We start from the raw sequence: 13,931 nt of genomic DNA, 5'->3' as shown, positions 1-13,931 counted from the left end.
TCGATTCCTTGCAGCTCAGGCGCGCCCGTTGACTGCCGCGAACGTCTCACCGATGCGAGCGGTGTCAGCACCCGAGGGGAGAGAAGCAGGCGAAGCAGGATGCGGGCCTTCAAGGGATCAAGGTATCCGGCGGGGATCAGGCCACGCTCGATCAAGTCTCTCTCCGAGCCGTCGAAACCGTACGTGTTCTCGTGGACGGGGCCATGGGATGCTAAACGCCAGCGGTTCATCGCCACAGCAAGTCTCGGCTACGGCCCCGACGGCAAGCGCATCGTCAAGCGCGGGAGTGGCAAGACCAAGACCGAAGCCCTGGCCAAGCTCAAGCAGGTGCTGCGGGACTACGAAGACGGCTTGGCCGTGGCCACATCGGACAGCACCGTCAAGGACGCGGTGACGTACTGGCTAGCCAACGGACTCAAGGGTCGATCGGAGAAGACGATCAGGACCTACACCTGGTACGCCGACACCCATGTGATCCCAGCGCTCGGCAAGCGCAAGCTCAGCAAGCTGTCGGTGGAAGACGTGGACCGTTGGCTGTCGAGCAAGACTGGCGTTCTCGGCACCCGCTCACTCAAGCTGATCCACAACATCCTGGACCGCTCGGTACGTAACGCCATGCGCCGTGACCTGGTCAAGCGCAACGTCGTGGAGCTATGCGAGGTACCCGAAGGCCGGTCAGGGCGCCCCTCCAAGGCGCTCACAATCGATCAGGCGGAAGCGGTGCTCAGGACCGCCGAGACCGCGACGCGCCGCATGCGCGCCTACATCGTGGTCTCGCTGCTCACCGGCGCGCGAACCGAGGAACTGCGAGATCTTCGCTGGGATCACGTCGTGGCCTACGACGCCGACAGGAAGACTTGGCGGGCCGTCACGGACGCAGGGTGGGAACACGAACAGTTCGCCATCTACGTCTGGCGCTCTGTGCGGAAGTCAGGAGACACCAAGACGACGAAATCGCGCCGCTCCCTGCGGATTCCGACCCGCTGTGTGACTGCCCTCAAGGCCCTGCTGGCCGAGCAAGCAGAAGGTGAGCGCGCAGAGAAGCTCAGCGAGCGCCTAGTGTTCGGCACCAGGAACGGAACCGCCATGACGGCGGAGAACGTACGGCGAGACTTCCGGATCGCCCTCAAGGGCGCTGACGGCATCAACCCGGCGGAGTGGACGCCCCGCGAGTTGCGGCACAGCTTCGTGTCCTTGCTCTCCGCTCACGATGTCCCGATCGAGCACATCTCACGGTTGGTCGGGCACACCAACACGGTCGTCACAGAGACCGTCTACCGCAAGCAGATCAGGCCCGTCATGCAGGAGGGAGCGACCGTGATGGATGAGATCTTTCCACTGACTTCGGAGTCTTAGTCACGCAGTTAGACACGCAGACACACGAACGCCCCGTCCATGCGATCATGGATGGGGCGTTTTTGCTGTTCAAGAAGGGTGGTCAGGGGCAGGGTCGAACTGCCGACCTTCCGCTTTTCAGGCGGACGCTCGTACCAACTGAGCTACCTGACCCAGAGCGGTCCTGACGGGACTTGAACCCGCGACCTCCACCTTGACAGGGTGGCGAGCACTCCAAACTGCTCTACAGGACCTTGCTTTCGTTCCGGCCTTTCGGCCGGAGCGCCTCGCTTAGCTTACCAGTGTTTCGGAGGACTTCGTCCTGCCGATCTTCCGGTGAAGCCGTGCCCCCAACGGGATTCGAACCCGTGCCGCCGCCTTGAAAGGGCGGTGTCCTAGGCCGCTAGACGATGGGGGCTCAGGACTTGCGTCCTGTTCCTGACGTCTTCCGTTGGAGACCTCTGAAGCATAGGGGACGATCGGCCCCAGTGCCAAAGTGGCTATCCATCGGAAGTTCCGCTGACGGTTCCCGTTGGCGACGGGGCTGTCGTTGGCTCTGGGGAAATCATACGTCGAGGGTCCGGCTCGACGTGACGTTGGATGTGAACAGACTGCTCCCCCAGCCCGCCGAGTGTGATGTCGTCCCAGGCCTGGAGCCTGTGGCTGGCTCTGTCGAAGTAGAGAACCGAGGCCTGGACGGGGGTCGGCTCGGCGTGTTCCAGCGCGCGAAGCCCCGCGCCGCCCGTGGAGCCCTGGACGAGCACGCGGGTTCCCGTCGGCAGGACCGTGGTCGATCGGCGATGCGAGTGGCCCGCCAGGACCATGGGAGCGGCGCCGGAGAAGCCCTTGGCCGCGTCGGGGTCGTGGACTGCCACGAGGTCGATGGGCGAGGGACGCGGCAGCCGTACGGCATGTTGACGGCCGAAGTCGCGCATGTGGGCAGGGTCGTTGTTGACCGGCACCGACTTGTCGGGCGTGAAGCGGGGGTCGCCCAGGCCGTAGATGCGCAGTCCCGCGACGGTGGCGGACGCGTTGTCGAGCACCACGGCGTTCTTCTGCTTGGCGACGGCCCTCTCGGTGGTCCGCGAGTCGTGGTTGCCCCTGACGAAGACGTACGGCACGCCGAGCTTGCCGATCTCCTCCATGAAGGCGTTCTCCGCCTTGGTGCCGTGGTCGGAGATGTCGCCCGTGTCGACGATGAGGTCGACCTTGAACTGCTCCTTGAGCGAGCGGATGACGTTCCACGCGATGGGGTTGATGTGGATGTCCGACACGTGCAGCACCTTGATCGAGGCCGGGTCGGCGTCGTAGGTGGGCAGGGCGTTGACCGCGTCGTAGAGCTTGGAGACGTTCGTGACGAGCTTGGTGAGCTGCTGGCGGTACGACTCGAACTTGGTCACGATCGACTGCGCGCTGCCGACCAGGGACGGCGCGACGGCGATCACCCCCGAGTAGCGCGGTTCGACGAGGGAGCTGGGGCGGAAGGTGACGGCCGCGAACACGCCGGTCCCCGCGAGGGCGACGGCGGCGGCCAGCAGGCCGTACAGCGCGATCCTGGGGCTTCGGAAGACGACGAAGCCGGCCAGGAGCGCGCCCGCCGCGGCGCACAGCAGGGAGCGGATCACCAGGGCCTCGACGCCTGAGCGCAGGTCGTTCTCGATGATCTCGGGCAGCCTGTTGGCGATGCGCGGATCGTCGATGAGCGCCTTGGCCTTCTCCTGGTCGATGTTCTCGAGCGTGATGCGCAGCTGGAGCGGGGCGTCGTGGCTGCGGAATCGCAGGGTCCCCAGCGGGTGGGCGTCGACGACGGTCTCGCCGGTCCATGCGGGCCTCAGCGACATCCCCGTCTCGACGGGCCCCACCTGCGCGCGGACCGTCCCGCTGAGGATGATGCCGAGCCAGGCGCCGACCGCGGACACGAGGAGCACCGCAGCGATGCGCGCGGCGCGGGACCGTATGACTGTTCTTATGAAGTTCATACGCTTTCTTGCTTACCCGACGGACGGGGCAGAATGGCAACCGTGATCGAGGTGTCCCGGCAGAAGTTCGAGGAACTCGTGGCCGAAGCATTGGACACGATCCCTCCGGAGCTGACGCGCGTCATGAGCAACGTCGTGGTGGTGGTCGTCGACGATCCACCGGAGCCGGATCTGCTCGGGCTGTACACCGGTGTTCCCCTCACCGAGCGCGGCGACTGGTACTCCGCGGTTCTGCCCGACCGGATCGAGATCTACCGCAATCCGATATGCCAGATGTGCGATACGGAAGCTCGCGTGGTGGAGGAAGTGCGGATCACGGTCATCCACGAGATAGCCCACCATTTTGGGATAGACGACGACCGACTCCACCAACTCGGCTGGTAGACCCCGCTCCTGATTACACTTTGCAAAGGCCTGACTGCTTTAGGTTGCGCTGAAGGTTCCCGGCAGGCACCTTAGGTGACATAGCGAGCACTCTGAGTCAGGTTCAGCGGGGACCTATGGGGGCCAGGCTTCCGGGGCGGCACAGACGTGCCTCCGAACGACAAGCCACGTACGGCGAGGTCGTCGCCATACGAGAGTTCCGCGCGCTCTGGTACGGCCAGGGGCTCTCCCTGCTCGGCGACCAGCTGGCGCAGGTGGCGCTGGCCGTCCTCGTGTTCAACAGAACGGGGTCGCCGCTGGCCACGGCCGCGGTCTACGCGCTGACCTATCTGCCGTCCATCGTCGGAGGCCCGCTGCTCTCGGGCCTGGCCGACCGGTTCGCGCGCCGCCGCGTGATGATCGTGTGTGATCTGCTGCGCGCGCTGCTGGTGGCCGTCATGGCCGTGCCGGGCATGCCGTTCGCCGCCCTGTGCGTGCTGGTGTTCTTCGTGGTTCTGCTCAGCGCGCCGTTCTCGGCGGCGCGGGCGGCGCTGCTGCCCGAGATCCTGCTGGGCGACCGCTACGTGGCAGGCTCTGCGCTGCAGAACATGACCAACCAGGCCATCCAGATGCTCGGCTTCGCCGCGGGCGGCGCGATGATCGCCTTCATGGGGCCCTACCGCGCGCTGGCGCTGGACGCGGCCACCTTCCTCGCCTCGGCGCTGATCATCGTCTCAGGTGTACGGCGAAGGCCCGCCGCCGGCCGTACCGACGGATCGAAGCCGTCGATGTGGACGATGACACGAGCCGGCGCCTCTCTCGTCTTCGGCGACAGGAAGCTGCGCACGCTGGTGCTCTTCGCCTGGCTGTGCGGGTTCTACGTGCTGCCTGAGGGCATCGCGGTGCCCTATGCGGCGCAGCTGGCGTCCGGGACGACGCTGCCCGTGCCGGTGATCACTGGTCTGTTGATGGCGGCGATGCCGACGGGGACGGTGATCGGCGCGCTGCTGTTCAGCAGGTTCGTCTCGCCGTCGGGGCGGTTGCGCGCGATGGGGTGGCTGTCGATGCTGACCTGCGCACCGCTGATCGTCTGCGCGATGCGGCCACCGTTGATCGTGGTGCTCGCGCTGTGGATCCTGTCGGGGATCGGCGGCGCCTACCAGCTGGCGGCCAATGCCGCCTTCGTGCAGTGCGTTCCGGCTGAACGGCGCGGCCAGGCGTTCGGCCTGGTGCAGTCCGGGCTCATGGCGGCCCAGGGCATCGGCATCCTGATCGGCGGCTTCGCCGCCGAGAGACTCGGCCCCGAGCCCGTCGTCGCGCTCGCGGGCATCAGCGGGGTCACGGTCGCGGCCGTGCTGGCCATGATGTGGACCGAGTCTCGCGGCGACATCGTCGCCAGGGTGCGCGCCCAGGCTGCCGCCTGATCACGCCTGCGGCTTCTGGTCACCGGGAACCGTGGGCTCCTGGCGCTCCCAGCCGGCGGTGGGGCTGTAGTCAGGCGTCTCCTGCTGCCAGGTGTTGGTCTTGACCTGCCTGTTGTTGATCAGGTCCTGGACGATCGAGGTGTTCTTGCCCTCGTCGGGCATGAGCAGCCAGCCGATCGCGTAGACGCCGACACCGACCCCGCCGAACAGCGAGGCGATGGCCAGGCCGATCCTGACCAGGTTGGCGTCGATGCCGATGTAGTCGCCGATGCCCGAGCAGACGCCCGCGACGATCCTGCCGTTGCGGGTCCTGCGCAGCTGCTTGATGTTCGATTCGCTCATGCCTCAAGACTGCCCTTCAGCCAGGCGTTTCCACATCGGGATTCCCCCTGGTAGAACCCTGGGGTATGGATGACATCCTGCGCGTCGACGACCGACTCACCGGCGACCAGCGGTTGATCAGGGACACCGTCAAATCCTTCGTCTCCGACCGCGTCCTGCCGTACGTGGGCGACTGGTTCGAAGAGGCCGTCTTCCCCGCGCGCGAGCTGGCGCCCGCGCTGGGCGAGCTGGGGTTGCTCGGGATGCATCTCGAGGGGTACGGCTGCGCAGGAACCGACGCCACCTCGTACGGCGTGGCGTGCAGGGAGCTGGAGGCGGGCGACTCGGGGCTGCGCTCGTTCGTCTCGGTTCAGGGTTCCCTGGCCATGTTCCCGATCTGGAAGTACGGGTCACCCTCGCAGAAGGAGGAGTGGCTCCCCCGCATGGCCTCAGGGTCGGCCATCGGCTGTTTCGGCCTGACCGAGCCCGACCACGGCTCCGACCCCTCCTCCATGCGCACCTACGCCAAGCGCGACGGATCCGACTGGATACTCAACGGCTCCAAGATGTGGATCACCAACGGCTCTGTCGCCGACGTGGCCGTCGTCTGGGCGCAGACCGACGAGGGCGTGCGCGGCTTCGTCGTCCCGACCGACACGCCCGGGTTCTCCGCTCCCCCGATTCACAAGAAGATGTCGCTCAGGGCCTCGGTGACCTCCTCCCTGTACTTCGACGACGTCCGCCTGCCCGGCTCGGCCGTCCTGCCTGAGGTGGTCGGCCTGCGCGGGCCGCTCTCCTGCCTGACGGAGGCGCGCTTCGGCATCCTGTGGGGCGTGGTCGGCGCCGCGAGAGCCTGCCTCGAGTCGGCGATCTCCTACTCCCAGACGCGCGTCCAGTTCGGCAAGCCGATCGGCGGCTTCCAGCTGACGCAGGAGAAGCTTGCGTGGATGTACGTGGGGCTGGCACAGTCTTCGCTGACCGCCTTCCACCTCGGGTCGCTGAAGGACGCAGGGGAGCTCTCCCCACGTCAGGTCAGCTTCGGGAAGCTCTCCAACGTGCGGGCGGCGCTGGACATCGCCAGGCAGGCCAGGTCGATCCTCGGCGGGAACGGGATCACCCTGGAGTACCCGGTGATCCGGCACATGACGAACCTGGAGAGCGTGCTGACGTACGAGGGGACGGAGGAGATCCATACGCTGGTGCTGGGAGAGGCCCTGACGGGACTGTCGGCGTACCGGTGAGGCTACGGACGTCGCGCGCAGGGCTGTACTCTCTGTACCCTGCATCTTGCGAGGGGCGTTAGCTCAATTGGCAGAGCTGCGGACTTTTAATCCGTAGGTTCCGGGTTCGAGCCCCGGGCGCCCTACCACTCTCCACCTCGAATCCCCTGCTTGAGCTGGGGTTTCTCTCCTGTACGGCATGAGCTACGTAGGCGGCTGAATGCCGCCGAAAGCAGCCGGATGCCACGCCTCCCGGAATATACGCGGAATGGATCTTGGGGCGTTTGCCCAGGTCGGCCGCGCGTTTCGGAAGCTTCCACGGCGCATTCCGCAGCCGCGAACGACGAAGGACCCCGAGTGTTCCCCGGGGTCCTGGTGACGAGCACCCTGTGTCATGCGGCGAGGGCATCGAGGATGCGCTGGTTCGCGACCGCACGTTGACCGTCGATGCACTTGGCGTAGACGCGCAGCAGGACATCGACGCCATGCCCGGCTCGCTCAGCCGCTTCGGGTGCATGGACGCCCGCGTTGAGCCAGAGGGAGACGGCAGCGTGCCGAAGGTCATACGGCCTGCCCGCCAGTGGCGAGGTGACCTGATCAGGGGTGAAGGCGTACGTACGCGCCTCCCTCCAGACCTTCGAGACCGTCGAGCCGGGGAACGGCTTGCCTGTGCTGGTCCGGAAGAGCCGCCCGTCTTCGCCGACTCCCTGATCTTTGATGTGTTGCCGAAGGATCTTCACCAGCTCGGGCGGGATGGGTACCGGGCGCGTCGCCTTCTGCTCCCTGTGCTTCAAGCCCCTCTCGTCGTGACTCTCCCCCGAGTCCGTGTAGCGGCTGTTGGTCTCGGGCGAAGTCTTCTCCAGCGTCAGCAGACCCCATCCCTTCTCAGGTAGGTGACAGTCCTTCTTCCGCAGTGCCGACGCCTCACCGGGCCGCAGGCCGCCGAAGTACATGCAGGCGAACATGGCCATCATCATCTGACCCCGCGACCGCCCCACGTAGGTCACGGCGGCGAGCAACTCGCGCGCCTGGCCCGGGTTGACGACCGAGCGACGATCGATCTCCCCCGTTGACTTGATCTTGCGTAGCTTCACCTTGTGGAGCGGATTTGCCGAAAGCTCTTCCAGCTCCACGGCGTACTCCAGAACGTGGTGGAAGACGGCACGCTTGCGCCGGTAGGTCGAGGTGGCCGCAGGCTTGCCGTCCATGCGAAGCGACAGCGCCTCCAGGACGGCCCGCGTGTGCCTGGCCTCGTTCAAGGCGCTCAGGGGCAGCGACGCCGCTTCGATCCACCGGATGGCTTTGGCGATCTCGGGTGATGGGACGGGGCGACGATCTGGCGGGAGGAACGCGTACTCCCGCAGCGCCTTCCGGATCACCTCATCCTCGGGACGGCCCGGAGCGTCGGTGCTCAGGATGGGGGTGATGTTGGCCAGGGTGTCGGTCATGCCCTCGCGGGACTTGGGCGCGGCGTGAGGCCACCAGGCGTGGACGTAGGCGACCGCGAAGGAGTACCAGGTGCGCAGGTCCTTGGCCTTGACCATCGACACAGGGAGGCCGCTGTCCTCGTCGAACGCCTCCCCATTCTTGGCCGCCTGCCGCAGCTCCGACAGGAAACTTTCGGCCAGGCCCTTGGTCTTGAAGGTGGAGGATCTCTCCCGGTTGCCGACCGTCCAGCGCACGGTGTGGGAGATGACGCGGGGCTTCTTGCTCTTGCCGTCGTTGCGAGTGTTGGTGCGGATGTCCCAGAACTTGACCTTGTACGAGGTGTTCATGCTGCACTCCGGAGGGATTCGAGCCAGGCGTTGAGGTCGCTGCGGTAGATGCGGAGTTCGCCGTTGGGCAGGCGGATGCCTTGCGGCGCCTTGCCGATCTCGCGCCAGCGGTAGAAGGTGCGGCGGGAGATGCCGCCGAGTTCGTCGAGGACCTGGGCGACGGTGAGGAGTTCGTCTCTCTTCACGCCGCCACCGCCTCAGTTGCCGGAAGATCTTGTCCGGTTGCTTGGGCTTCCAGCTCGCGTAGGTGTGCGCGCCAGCGCTGTCGTTCATGGATGGACCTGAGGAGCCGGACAGTCAGGGGCTCCACGTTGGCGTCGCCGGCCGGAACAGGGCGCCAGACGTAGCGGTGCGGGTCGGTTGACTGGTCGGCCTGGCCGAGTGCTTCCAGGACCCAGGTGCGGCGGTCTTGCTTGTGTTCGGTGAGGGTCTTGTTGCTCCACTTACGGGAGACCAGGACGCGGCGACCGGCGTAGCCCAGGTGCTCGGGCTTGTGGGCCTTGCCCCGGCATCGGCCGGGAGCCATCCCCTCTCGGGCACCCTTCGGTTGGACGCCGTAGCGGAGCCAGTTGGGGCAGGTGGGCGAGCAGGGCTCGTAGCGGAGGGCATCGACGAAGCGGGCGGCGTGCTCGCGTTGGGCCTGGCCGTCGAGGGCCTGGTCGAGGCTCTTGGTGAGGTACTTGGACAGGTAGCGGATGCACTGGTCGGCATCACGGGTACCCGCGAGCACGCCCTTGACGTCCATCTGGTCGCCGAAGCGGATCACATGCGCCGGTTGGGCGTCCTCATCGGCGTCGAGCTGGTCGAGGGCCTCATCCCAGGTGGGCAGGACCTCGCCGGTTGCCGGGTCGAGGTAGCCGACTTCCTCGTCCCAGACCGGCAGGTGATCGCCCTCGAACTTCACCGTGTCGATCTGGGGCCACCACACCTGGTGATAGGTCGCGGCGGCGATCTGCTTGACCTCCGCGCGTGGGAGGGTGCCCCGGATGGCCATGTGCAGGTGCGGGGCGAGCCGCTTTTGTGGTTCGACGCTGGCGAAGTACTGCACGTCGTAGCCCGCCACGCGGCGCAGGTTCTGCACGAACCGGTCGATCAGCTTGGAGAAGTGCAGCGCGTCACGAGCGGCCCGCGTGTAGTCGTAGCTCTCGGTATCGACGGGGATGCCGTTCATGACCTTGCCGTAGGACGGCAGGGTGAGAGTGACAAACAGAGACGGCCGGTAGACCTTCCCGTCCGAGCCGGTGAAGGTGCGACCGAGGGTGGTGTTGGTCATCGTGCGCTTGGGCAGCTCTGGGGCGTCCTGACGCCGTCGGGTCGAGCGGGAGCGCTTCGGAGCGGTGCGGCCCAGGACGTTGCCGCGCATGCCCGCCTCGTTGATCTCCTCGTCCAGGCCGACGATCACGGCGTCCAGGTCGGTGGTGTCCTGGCCGAGGCGGTCGGCCTGATCGCGTTGGGCTTGGATGTCGGCGCGGAACTCGACCAGCCAGCGTTGCTCCTCGGTGGCCGGGTCGGGAGTGATGGCGGGTTCCTCGTCGAGGTGCCAGCCCTCGCGGCACTGGGCCATCCGCAGCTGCTTGTTGCGCTTGGCGCACGGCGGGCACTTGCTGTCCATCGTCGCGCCGAAGGGGACGTCGATGATCTCCCACTGACCGGTGTGGGTGTCCAGCCGCTTGAGCGGGACGGGCCGGATGCACACGCCGTGCAGCTTGGCGACCTCGACGAGGACCTCGCGGGCCTGGGGCATGGCCAGTCGTACTGCTCGAGGCAGGAAGCGATCTGTCATGCAGCCTCCCCGTACTCGGCGACCATGGCGCGGATGTCGGCATCCGAGACGTAGGCCGCCCGAACGCGGACGGGTTCGGGGCTCGTTTCGAGCCGCATGTAGGCCACACCGGCGCCGAGTTCGGGGACGGGTGAGATGTGGTCGGCCAGGGCGCCGCGATCACGGGCGCCGTCGCCGAGGACCATGTCCACTTGCTCGGATTCGTCGAGCCGGAGTGCGATCTTGTCGGGGAACAGGTTGCGGATGTTCATCACCTCCTTGCGGGGGTCCTGCAAGGCCGCCATGACGCCGACCCCGACCGAACGGCCCTGGGTGGCGAGGGTGGCCAGCGCGGCGGAGATGCGCTGCCGTAGTTGCTTGTCGGGTTGGTAGGCGGTCAGGAACGCGACCTCGTCGACGAGCACCAGGACGAACGGGTCCTCTGTGGTGGGGGTGTGGTTGCGCTGCTGGCCGGCGAAGCGGGCCGCGCGTTTCTGCATGACGCCGACCGCGTCCTCTAACAGGTCGGCGCAGTCGCCGGGGTGAGCGGCGTAGCGGGTGAACAACTCGTGGCCGAAGGACAGCTCCATCAGCTTCGGGTCGAGCGCCCAGATCTCCACCAGGCCCGCCCGCATGGCCGCCAGCAGCCCGCGGATGGTGTCCCAGAGGAACGAGCCCTTGCCCGCCCCGGTGGCACCTGCGATCAGGACGTGGGTGCCGAGCACTTTCAGGCGCAGCGGCTTCCCGTCCTCCAGCTTGCCGATCTCCACGGGTCCCACCGTGGGCTCGTCCGGGATCGGGAGCGCCGGGATGGGAGCGGCCAGCGGGTCGCGGCGAGGGAAGGTCAGCAGTAGCCGTCCGCCCCTGATCAGCGCCACCCGGCAGGAGGTGGCGCCGAAGCCCTGGGCCAGGTTGTCGAGGCGGTCGGTCCAGTCCTTGACCGCCTGGCCTTTGAGCATGCGGACGGTGACCAGGTCGGCCCAGTCGTCGCAGCGGACGCGGACCAGGTAGGGCAGGTAGTCGCGGCCGTTGATGCGTTTGGCCAGCCCGGAGACGAAGGTGACCGACTGCCAGTGACGCCGGTAGATCCACACGAGCCGCCACCAGGCCAGCAGCCGCCAGCCGACCAGACGGGCGAAGGAGGCGCGATCGACGAACGCCCAGGCGGTCAGAGCCAGGACGACAAACCCGAAGACGCTCGCGGCGAGCGGCCAGCCGTAGAAGTACCAGACGGCACCCAGGGCGAGCGGGATGGCGACCGCGACCGGGTGACGCCAGACGGTACGGACGAGGGCGACGAGGACGCGCCACAGGTAGATGAGGATGGTCAGGATGGCGGGGGTTTTGAGCACGGCCGGTTGGAAGACGACGGCCGTGTCCGGCGTGGTGGTGACGAGGTTGCGGGCCTCGTCACCGGGCAGCCGCTTGAACATAAGCTTGGAACCTCTCGTGATGCGGAAGTCGTGGGAGAACCAGGGGCCGCCGGAAGTTGCCGCTTCCAGCGGCCCCGCTTGCTGTCAGGCCGCCTTGCCGGTGGTGGCCGTGGCCTGGTCGGCGTGCCGGTGCTCACAGTGGCTCAGGCTGAAGTGGCGCTCCAGCGTGAGGACGAAGTGCGCGGCCTCGCGGGCGAGTTGGCGGGCGAACTTCAGGTCGTCCACCGTGACCGGTCCGCTTGTGGTGATCAGGACCGAGGTGGCGCCGAAGTCGAGCGCCAGGACGGGCGGGTGCAGGGAGTAGGGGTGGCGGAGGGTGCGCGCGGCCTGGCCGGTGGTCAGGCGGATCACGCTGGTTCGAGGGGTACGGCGGCGCGTCACTAAGCGGCGTCCTTTCCGGCCTGGGCCTTGCTCGGGGCGGCGTGGCGGGGGGCGTGCATCTCGCGGACCTTGATGGAGAAGGCCAGGCGGCCGTTGCCGTTGACGTACGGCGTGACCGAGAGCCCGTCGAACTGGACGGGGGTGAACGGCAGTCCCGGCATCGGCGCGGGAGGCACCGGCTGCACAGGACTGAGGATCTTGACCGCGACCGTCTTCTGAGCGGGCTTGAGGGTCGGGTCACCGTCCATGACCGCGACCTGCCAGACCAGCTCTCCGGTCTGCTTGTCGCGGGCCTGCACGAACCGGCCGTTGGTCGAGGCGTCGAAGTCCTTGACGGGCTCGACCTCGCCGACGATGTAGCAGCCGTGCGGGAACACCATGGGGAAGGTGACGGGGATGGGACCTTGCAGAGCCATGACGGCTCCTCTCTTGAGAGACAGGCACTTAACCTGTCAAGTGATTATGCTCTGAGAGTACGGCGGGCAAACTTGCTAGGTCAAGTGCCTAGGTGAGAGTGACGGCTCTCTACCCTTGTTGCCACATCCGGTGAGCTATTTGTCCGGGCACTCCGCGTCGATCCAGGTTGCAACGAGGTCACCACAAGTGATCGCGATCGTGCCGTCCCGGAAGACCAGTTCATGACGGCAACCGCCGCTATCGGGAAGGACTTCGTCGAGGAGCAGGCGGGACCGCCCGCCATCCAGTTCCACGCTTACGTGATAGTCGGTTACTCCGATATAGCCAATGATCAAATCCTCTTCGTGCTTCCAGCAGTTGTGGCGGAAGCGAAGAGTCAGGGAATCACTCTCGCCGAACTCGATCCCCTCAAGCGCCAGATCCTTGACACAGCGAGACTTACTGAAGTCGTAGTGACCTGGCTCCGTAGCGAACTCCCGGGCACCGGCAGGCATCCCGCCGGCCAGGCCGGGGAGCACCTCAAGATATGGCTGAGGGTCCAGGCTGAAGCCGAACTCATCGGGCTCGATGCGGACATGTTTCATGGCGCCGATTATGAGGTGAGCGCGTAGGCGTCTTCCAACTCGTGACGGTCGGCCGGGAGGAGAATTTCCACCACGACGAGAGGCCGGCCGGCCGCATCCCGGACCGCCCCGAAGACCGCCAGCAGCGGCGTGTTCTTCGGCATGGCGAGCTTCCTGGCCTCATCCGCCGACGGCATGCGCGCGGTGATCTGCTCCACGACATGATCGAAGCGGACACCCTTACGCGCTTTGAGATGCTCGCGCAACCCCTGCGTGAGCGGCTCCCCGCTGGTCAGGTCGGTCCCTTCGGACAGCTCCAGAGGCAGCCACAGCGACACCAGCTCAGTCGGCCCGCCGTCACGGGCGATCAGCCGCCGCCGCAGGAACGCCTTGGCCTTCTGCGGCACGTCGAGCAAGGCGCCGATCCGGTTCGGCACGGCCACCGCGCCCGCTTCGAGCACCTCGCCGGGAGTGTCGGCCTCGGGAGTGGTGAGGTACGCCTGGCCGGGGCGGTTGGATTCGACCGAGTCCATCGCCGGACGGCCCCGCACGAAGCGGCCCTTGCCCTGCTGGGAGTCGATCCAGCCTTGCTCGCGCATCATGCGCAGAGCGGCGACCACGGTGGGACGCGAGACGCCGAACTCTTGGATCAGCTGGTTCTCGCTGGGAAGGAGGGAGCCCGGAGGGTACTCCCCCGACTCGATACGCCGTTGAAGGGTCTGCACGAGCTGCGCATACTTCGGCGGCACGGACTCTAGTGACATCATGACCGTCCTGCACCCAACAGGTTGTTTTACCAAGTGCGAGCGTAGCCCGCTCCGATGCGCATGTCCATGTGGCGTCCTCGCCAGAGCAAGAAACCCCGGTAGGCAGACGACGAGGCACCGCCGTACAGGCGTGGGATGGGCCACGGCCTGCCTACCGGGGAGAAGGAGGCGCGACGAGGCGGGCACCCGGA

14 protein-coding genes and 4 tRNA genes are annotated in these 13,931 nt (G+C 66.8%); 5 read left to right on the top strand and 13 right to left on the bottom strand.

Going from position 1 to position 13,931, the window contains the following annotated elements; all coding sequences use genetic code 11:
• The first annotated feature begins 99 nt into the window (after positions 1 to 99).
• Positions 100 to 1,356: a site-specific integrase gene (locus ABFX50_RS36775; RefSeq protein ID WP_346153089.1), complete on the top strand. Its 1,257-nt coding sequence runs from the start codon at positions 100 to 102 to the stop codon at positions 1,354 to 1,356.
• A gap of 79 nt (positions 1,357 to 1,435) precedes the next feature.
• On the opposite strand, the gene ABFX50_RS36770 is transcribed toward ABFX50_RS36775, so the two are convergent.
• The 4 genes from ABFX50_RS36770 to ABFX50_RS36755 all read right to left on the bottom strand — a co-directional run bounded on the left by ABFX50_RS36770 (position 1,436) and on the right by ABFX50_RS36755 (position 3,263).
• Positions 1,436 to 1,509: transfer RNA gene (locus ABFX50_RS36770), tRNA-Phe, on the bottom strand.
• 5 nt (positions 1,510 to 1,514) lie between these two features.
• Positions 1,515 to 1,589 (bottom strand) — tRNA-Asp (locus ABFX50_RS36765).
• 91 nt (positions 1,590 to 1,680) lie between these two features.
• Positions 1,681 to 1,753 (bottom strand) — tRNA-Glu (locus tag ABFX50_RS36760).
• Between the two features lie 82 nt (positions 1,754 to 1,835).
• Positions 1,836 to 3,263, bottom strand: coding sequence for a metallophosphoesterase family protein (locus tag ABFX50_RS36755; RefSeq protein WP_346153087.1), 1,428 nt, complete (start codon positions 3,261 to 3,263; stop codon positions 1,836 to 1,838).
• Positions 3,264 to 3,347: 84 nt separating this feature from the next.
• Between ABFX50_RS36755 and ABFX50_RS36750 the strand changes: the two genes are divergently transcribed.
• Both ABFX50_RS36750 and ABFX50_RS36745 read left to right on the top strand, forming a co-directional pair.
• Complete coding sequence (locus ABFX50_RS36750) at positions 3,348 to 3,698, top strand: metallopeptidase family protein (RefSeq protein WP_183654207.1); 351 nt, start codon at positions 3,348 to 3,350, stop codon at positions 3,696 to 3,698.
• Positions 3,699 to 3,814: 116 nt separating this feature from the next.
• Complete coding sequence (locus tag ABFX50_RS36745) at positions 3,815 to 5,101, top strand: MFS transporter (protein ID WP_183654205.1); 1,287 nt, start codon at positions 3,815 to 3,817, stop codon at positions 5,099 to 5,101.
• Here ABFX50_RS36745 and ABFX50_RS36740 read toward each other — a convergent pair whose 3' ends face one another.
• On the bottom strand, positions 5,102 to 5,443 hold the full coding sequence (locus tag ABFX50_RS36740; RefSeq protein ID WP_346153085.1) for a PspC domain-containing protein: 342 nt from the start codon (positions 5,441 to 5,443) through the stop codon (positions 5,102 to 5,104). It lies immediately after the preceding gene.
• 65 nt (positions 5,444 to 5,508) lie between these two features.
• Here ABFX50_RS36740 and ABFX50_RS36735 point away from each other — a divergent pair, with 65 nt between their 5' ends.
• Together ABFX50_RS36735 and ABFX50_RS36730 are read left to right on the top strand one after the other, a co-directional pair.
• The gene (locus tag ABFX50_RS36735; protein ID WP_346153083.1) at positions 5,509 to 6,663 is read left to right on the top strand and encodes an acyl-CoA dehydrogenase family protein; all 1,155 of its coding nucleotides are present in this window, start codon (positions 5,509 to 5,511) and stop codon (positions 6,661 to 6,663) included.
• A 52-nt stretch (positions 6,664 to 6,715) separates the two neighbouring features.
• Positions 6,716 to 6,791, top strand: a tRNA-Lys gene (locus ABFX50_RS36730).
• A gap of 243 nt (positions 6,792 to 7,034) precedes the next feature.
• Here the strand turns inward: ABFX50_RS36730 and ABFX50_RS36725 are convergent.
• From ABFX50_RS36725 to ABFX50_RS36690, 8 genes are all read right to left on the bottom strand, one after another.
• Positions 7,035 to 8,417 (bottom strand): tyrosine-type recombinase/integrase, encoded by a 1,383-nt coding sequence (locus tag ABFX50_RS36725; RefSeq protein WP_346153081.1) that lies wholly within the window; start codon positions 8,415 to 8,417, stop codon positions 7,035 to 7,037.
• The gene (locus ABFX50_RS36720; RefSeq protein WP_346131382.1) at positions 8,414 to 8,602 is read right to left on the bottom strand and encodes a helix-turn-helix transcriptional regulator; all 189 of its coding nucleotides are present in this window, start codon (positions 8,600 to 8,602) and stop codon (positions 8,414 to 8,416) included. The genes ABFX50_RS36725 and ABFX50_RS36720 overlap by 4 nt, the downstream gene beginning before the upstream one ends.
• On the bottom strand, positions 8,599 to 10,200 hold the full coding sequence (locus ABFX50_RS36715) for a replication initiator (RefSeq protein WP_346153078.1): 1,602 nt from the start codon (positions 10,198 to 10,200) through the stop codon (positions 8,599 to 8,601). Before ABFX50_RS36715 ends, ABFX50_RS36720 begins: the two co-directional genes overlap by 4 nt.
• Complete coding sequence (locus tag ABFX50_RS36710) at positions 10,197 to 11,612, bottom strand: FtsK/SpoIIIE domain-containing protein (protein WP_346153076.1); 1,416 nt, start codon at positions 11,610 to 11,612, stop codon at positions 10,197 to 10,199. The genes ABFX50_RS36715 and ABFX50_RS36710 overlap by 4 nt, the downstream gene beginning before the upstream one ends.
• An 84-nt stretch (positions 11,613 to 11,696) precedes the next feature.
• Positions 11,697 to 11,993 (bottom strand): hypothetical protein, encoded by a 297-nt coding sequence (locus ABFX50_RS36705; RefSeq protein ID WP_346153074.1) that lies wholly within the window; start codon positions 11,991 to 11,993, stop codon positions 11,697 to 11,699.
• Complete coding sequence (locus tag ABFX50_RS36700) at positions 11,993 to 12,409, bottom strand: plasmid replication, integration and excision activator (RefSeq protein ID WP_346153072.1); 417 nt, start codon at positions 12,407 to 12,409, stop codon at positions 11,993 to 11,995. The genes ABFX50_RS36705 and ABFX50_RS36700 overlap by 1 nt, the downstream gene beginning before the upstream one ends.
• Before the next feature lie 135 nt (positions 12,410 to 12,544).
• A complete protein-coding gene (locus ABFX50_RS36695; RefSeq protein WP_346153070.1) occupies positions 12,545 to 12,994 on the bottom strand; it encodes a hypothetical protein in 450 nt (149 codons plus the stop codon).
• A gap of 8 nt (positions 12,995 to 13,002) precedes the next feature.
• Positions 13,003 to 13,737 (bottom strand): GntR family transcriptional regulator, encoded by a 735-nt coding sequence (locus ABFX50_RS36690; protein ID WP_346153227.1) that lies wholly within the window; start codon positions 13,735 to 13,737, stop codon positions 13,003 to 13,005.
• Positions 13,738 to 13,931: the final 194 nt, after the last annotated feature.

The sequence above is a fragment of the Nonomuraea recticatena genome (genome assembly GCF_039533245.1).
Taxonomy (GTDB): Bacteria; Actinomycetota; Actinomycetes; order Streptosporangiales; family Streptosporangiaceae; genus Nonomuraea; species Nonomuraea roseola.
The sequence above is the reverse complement of the archived record's forward strand: the minus strand, read 5'-3'. Positions and strand labels throughout refer to the sequence as shown.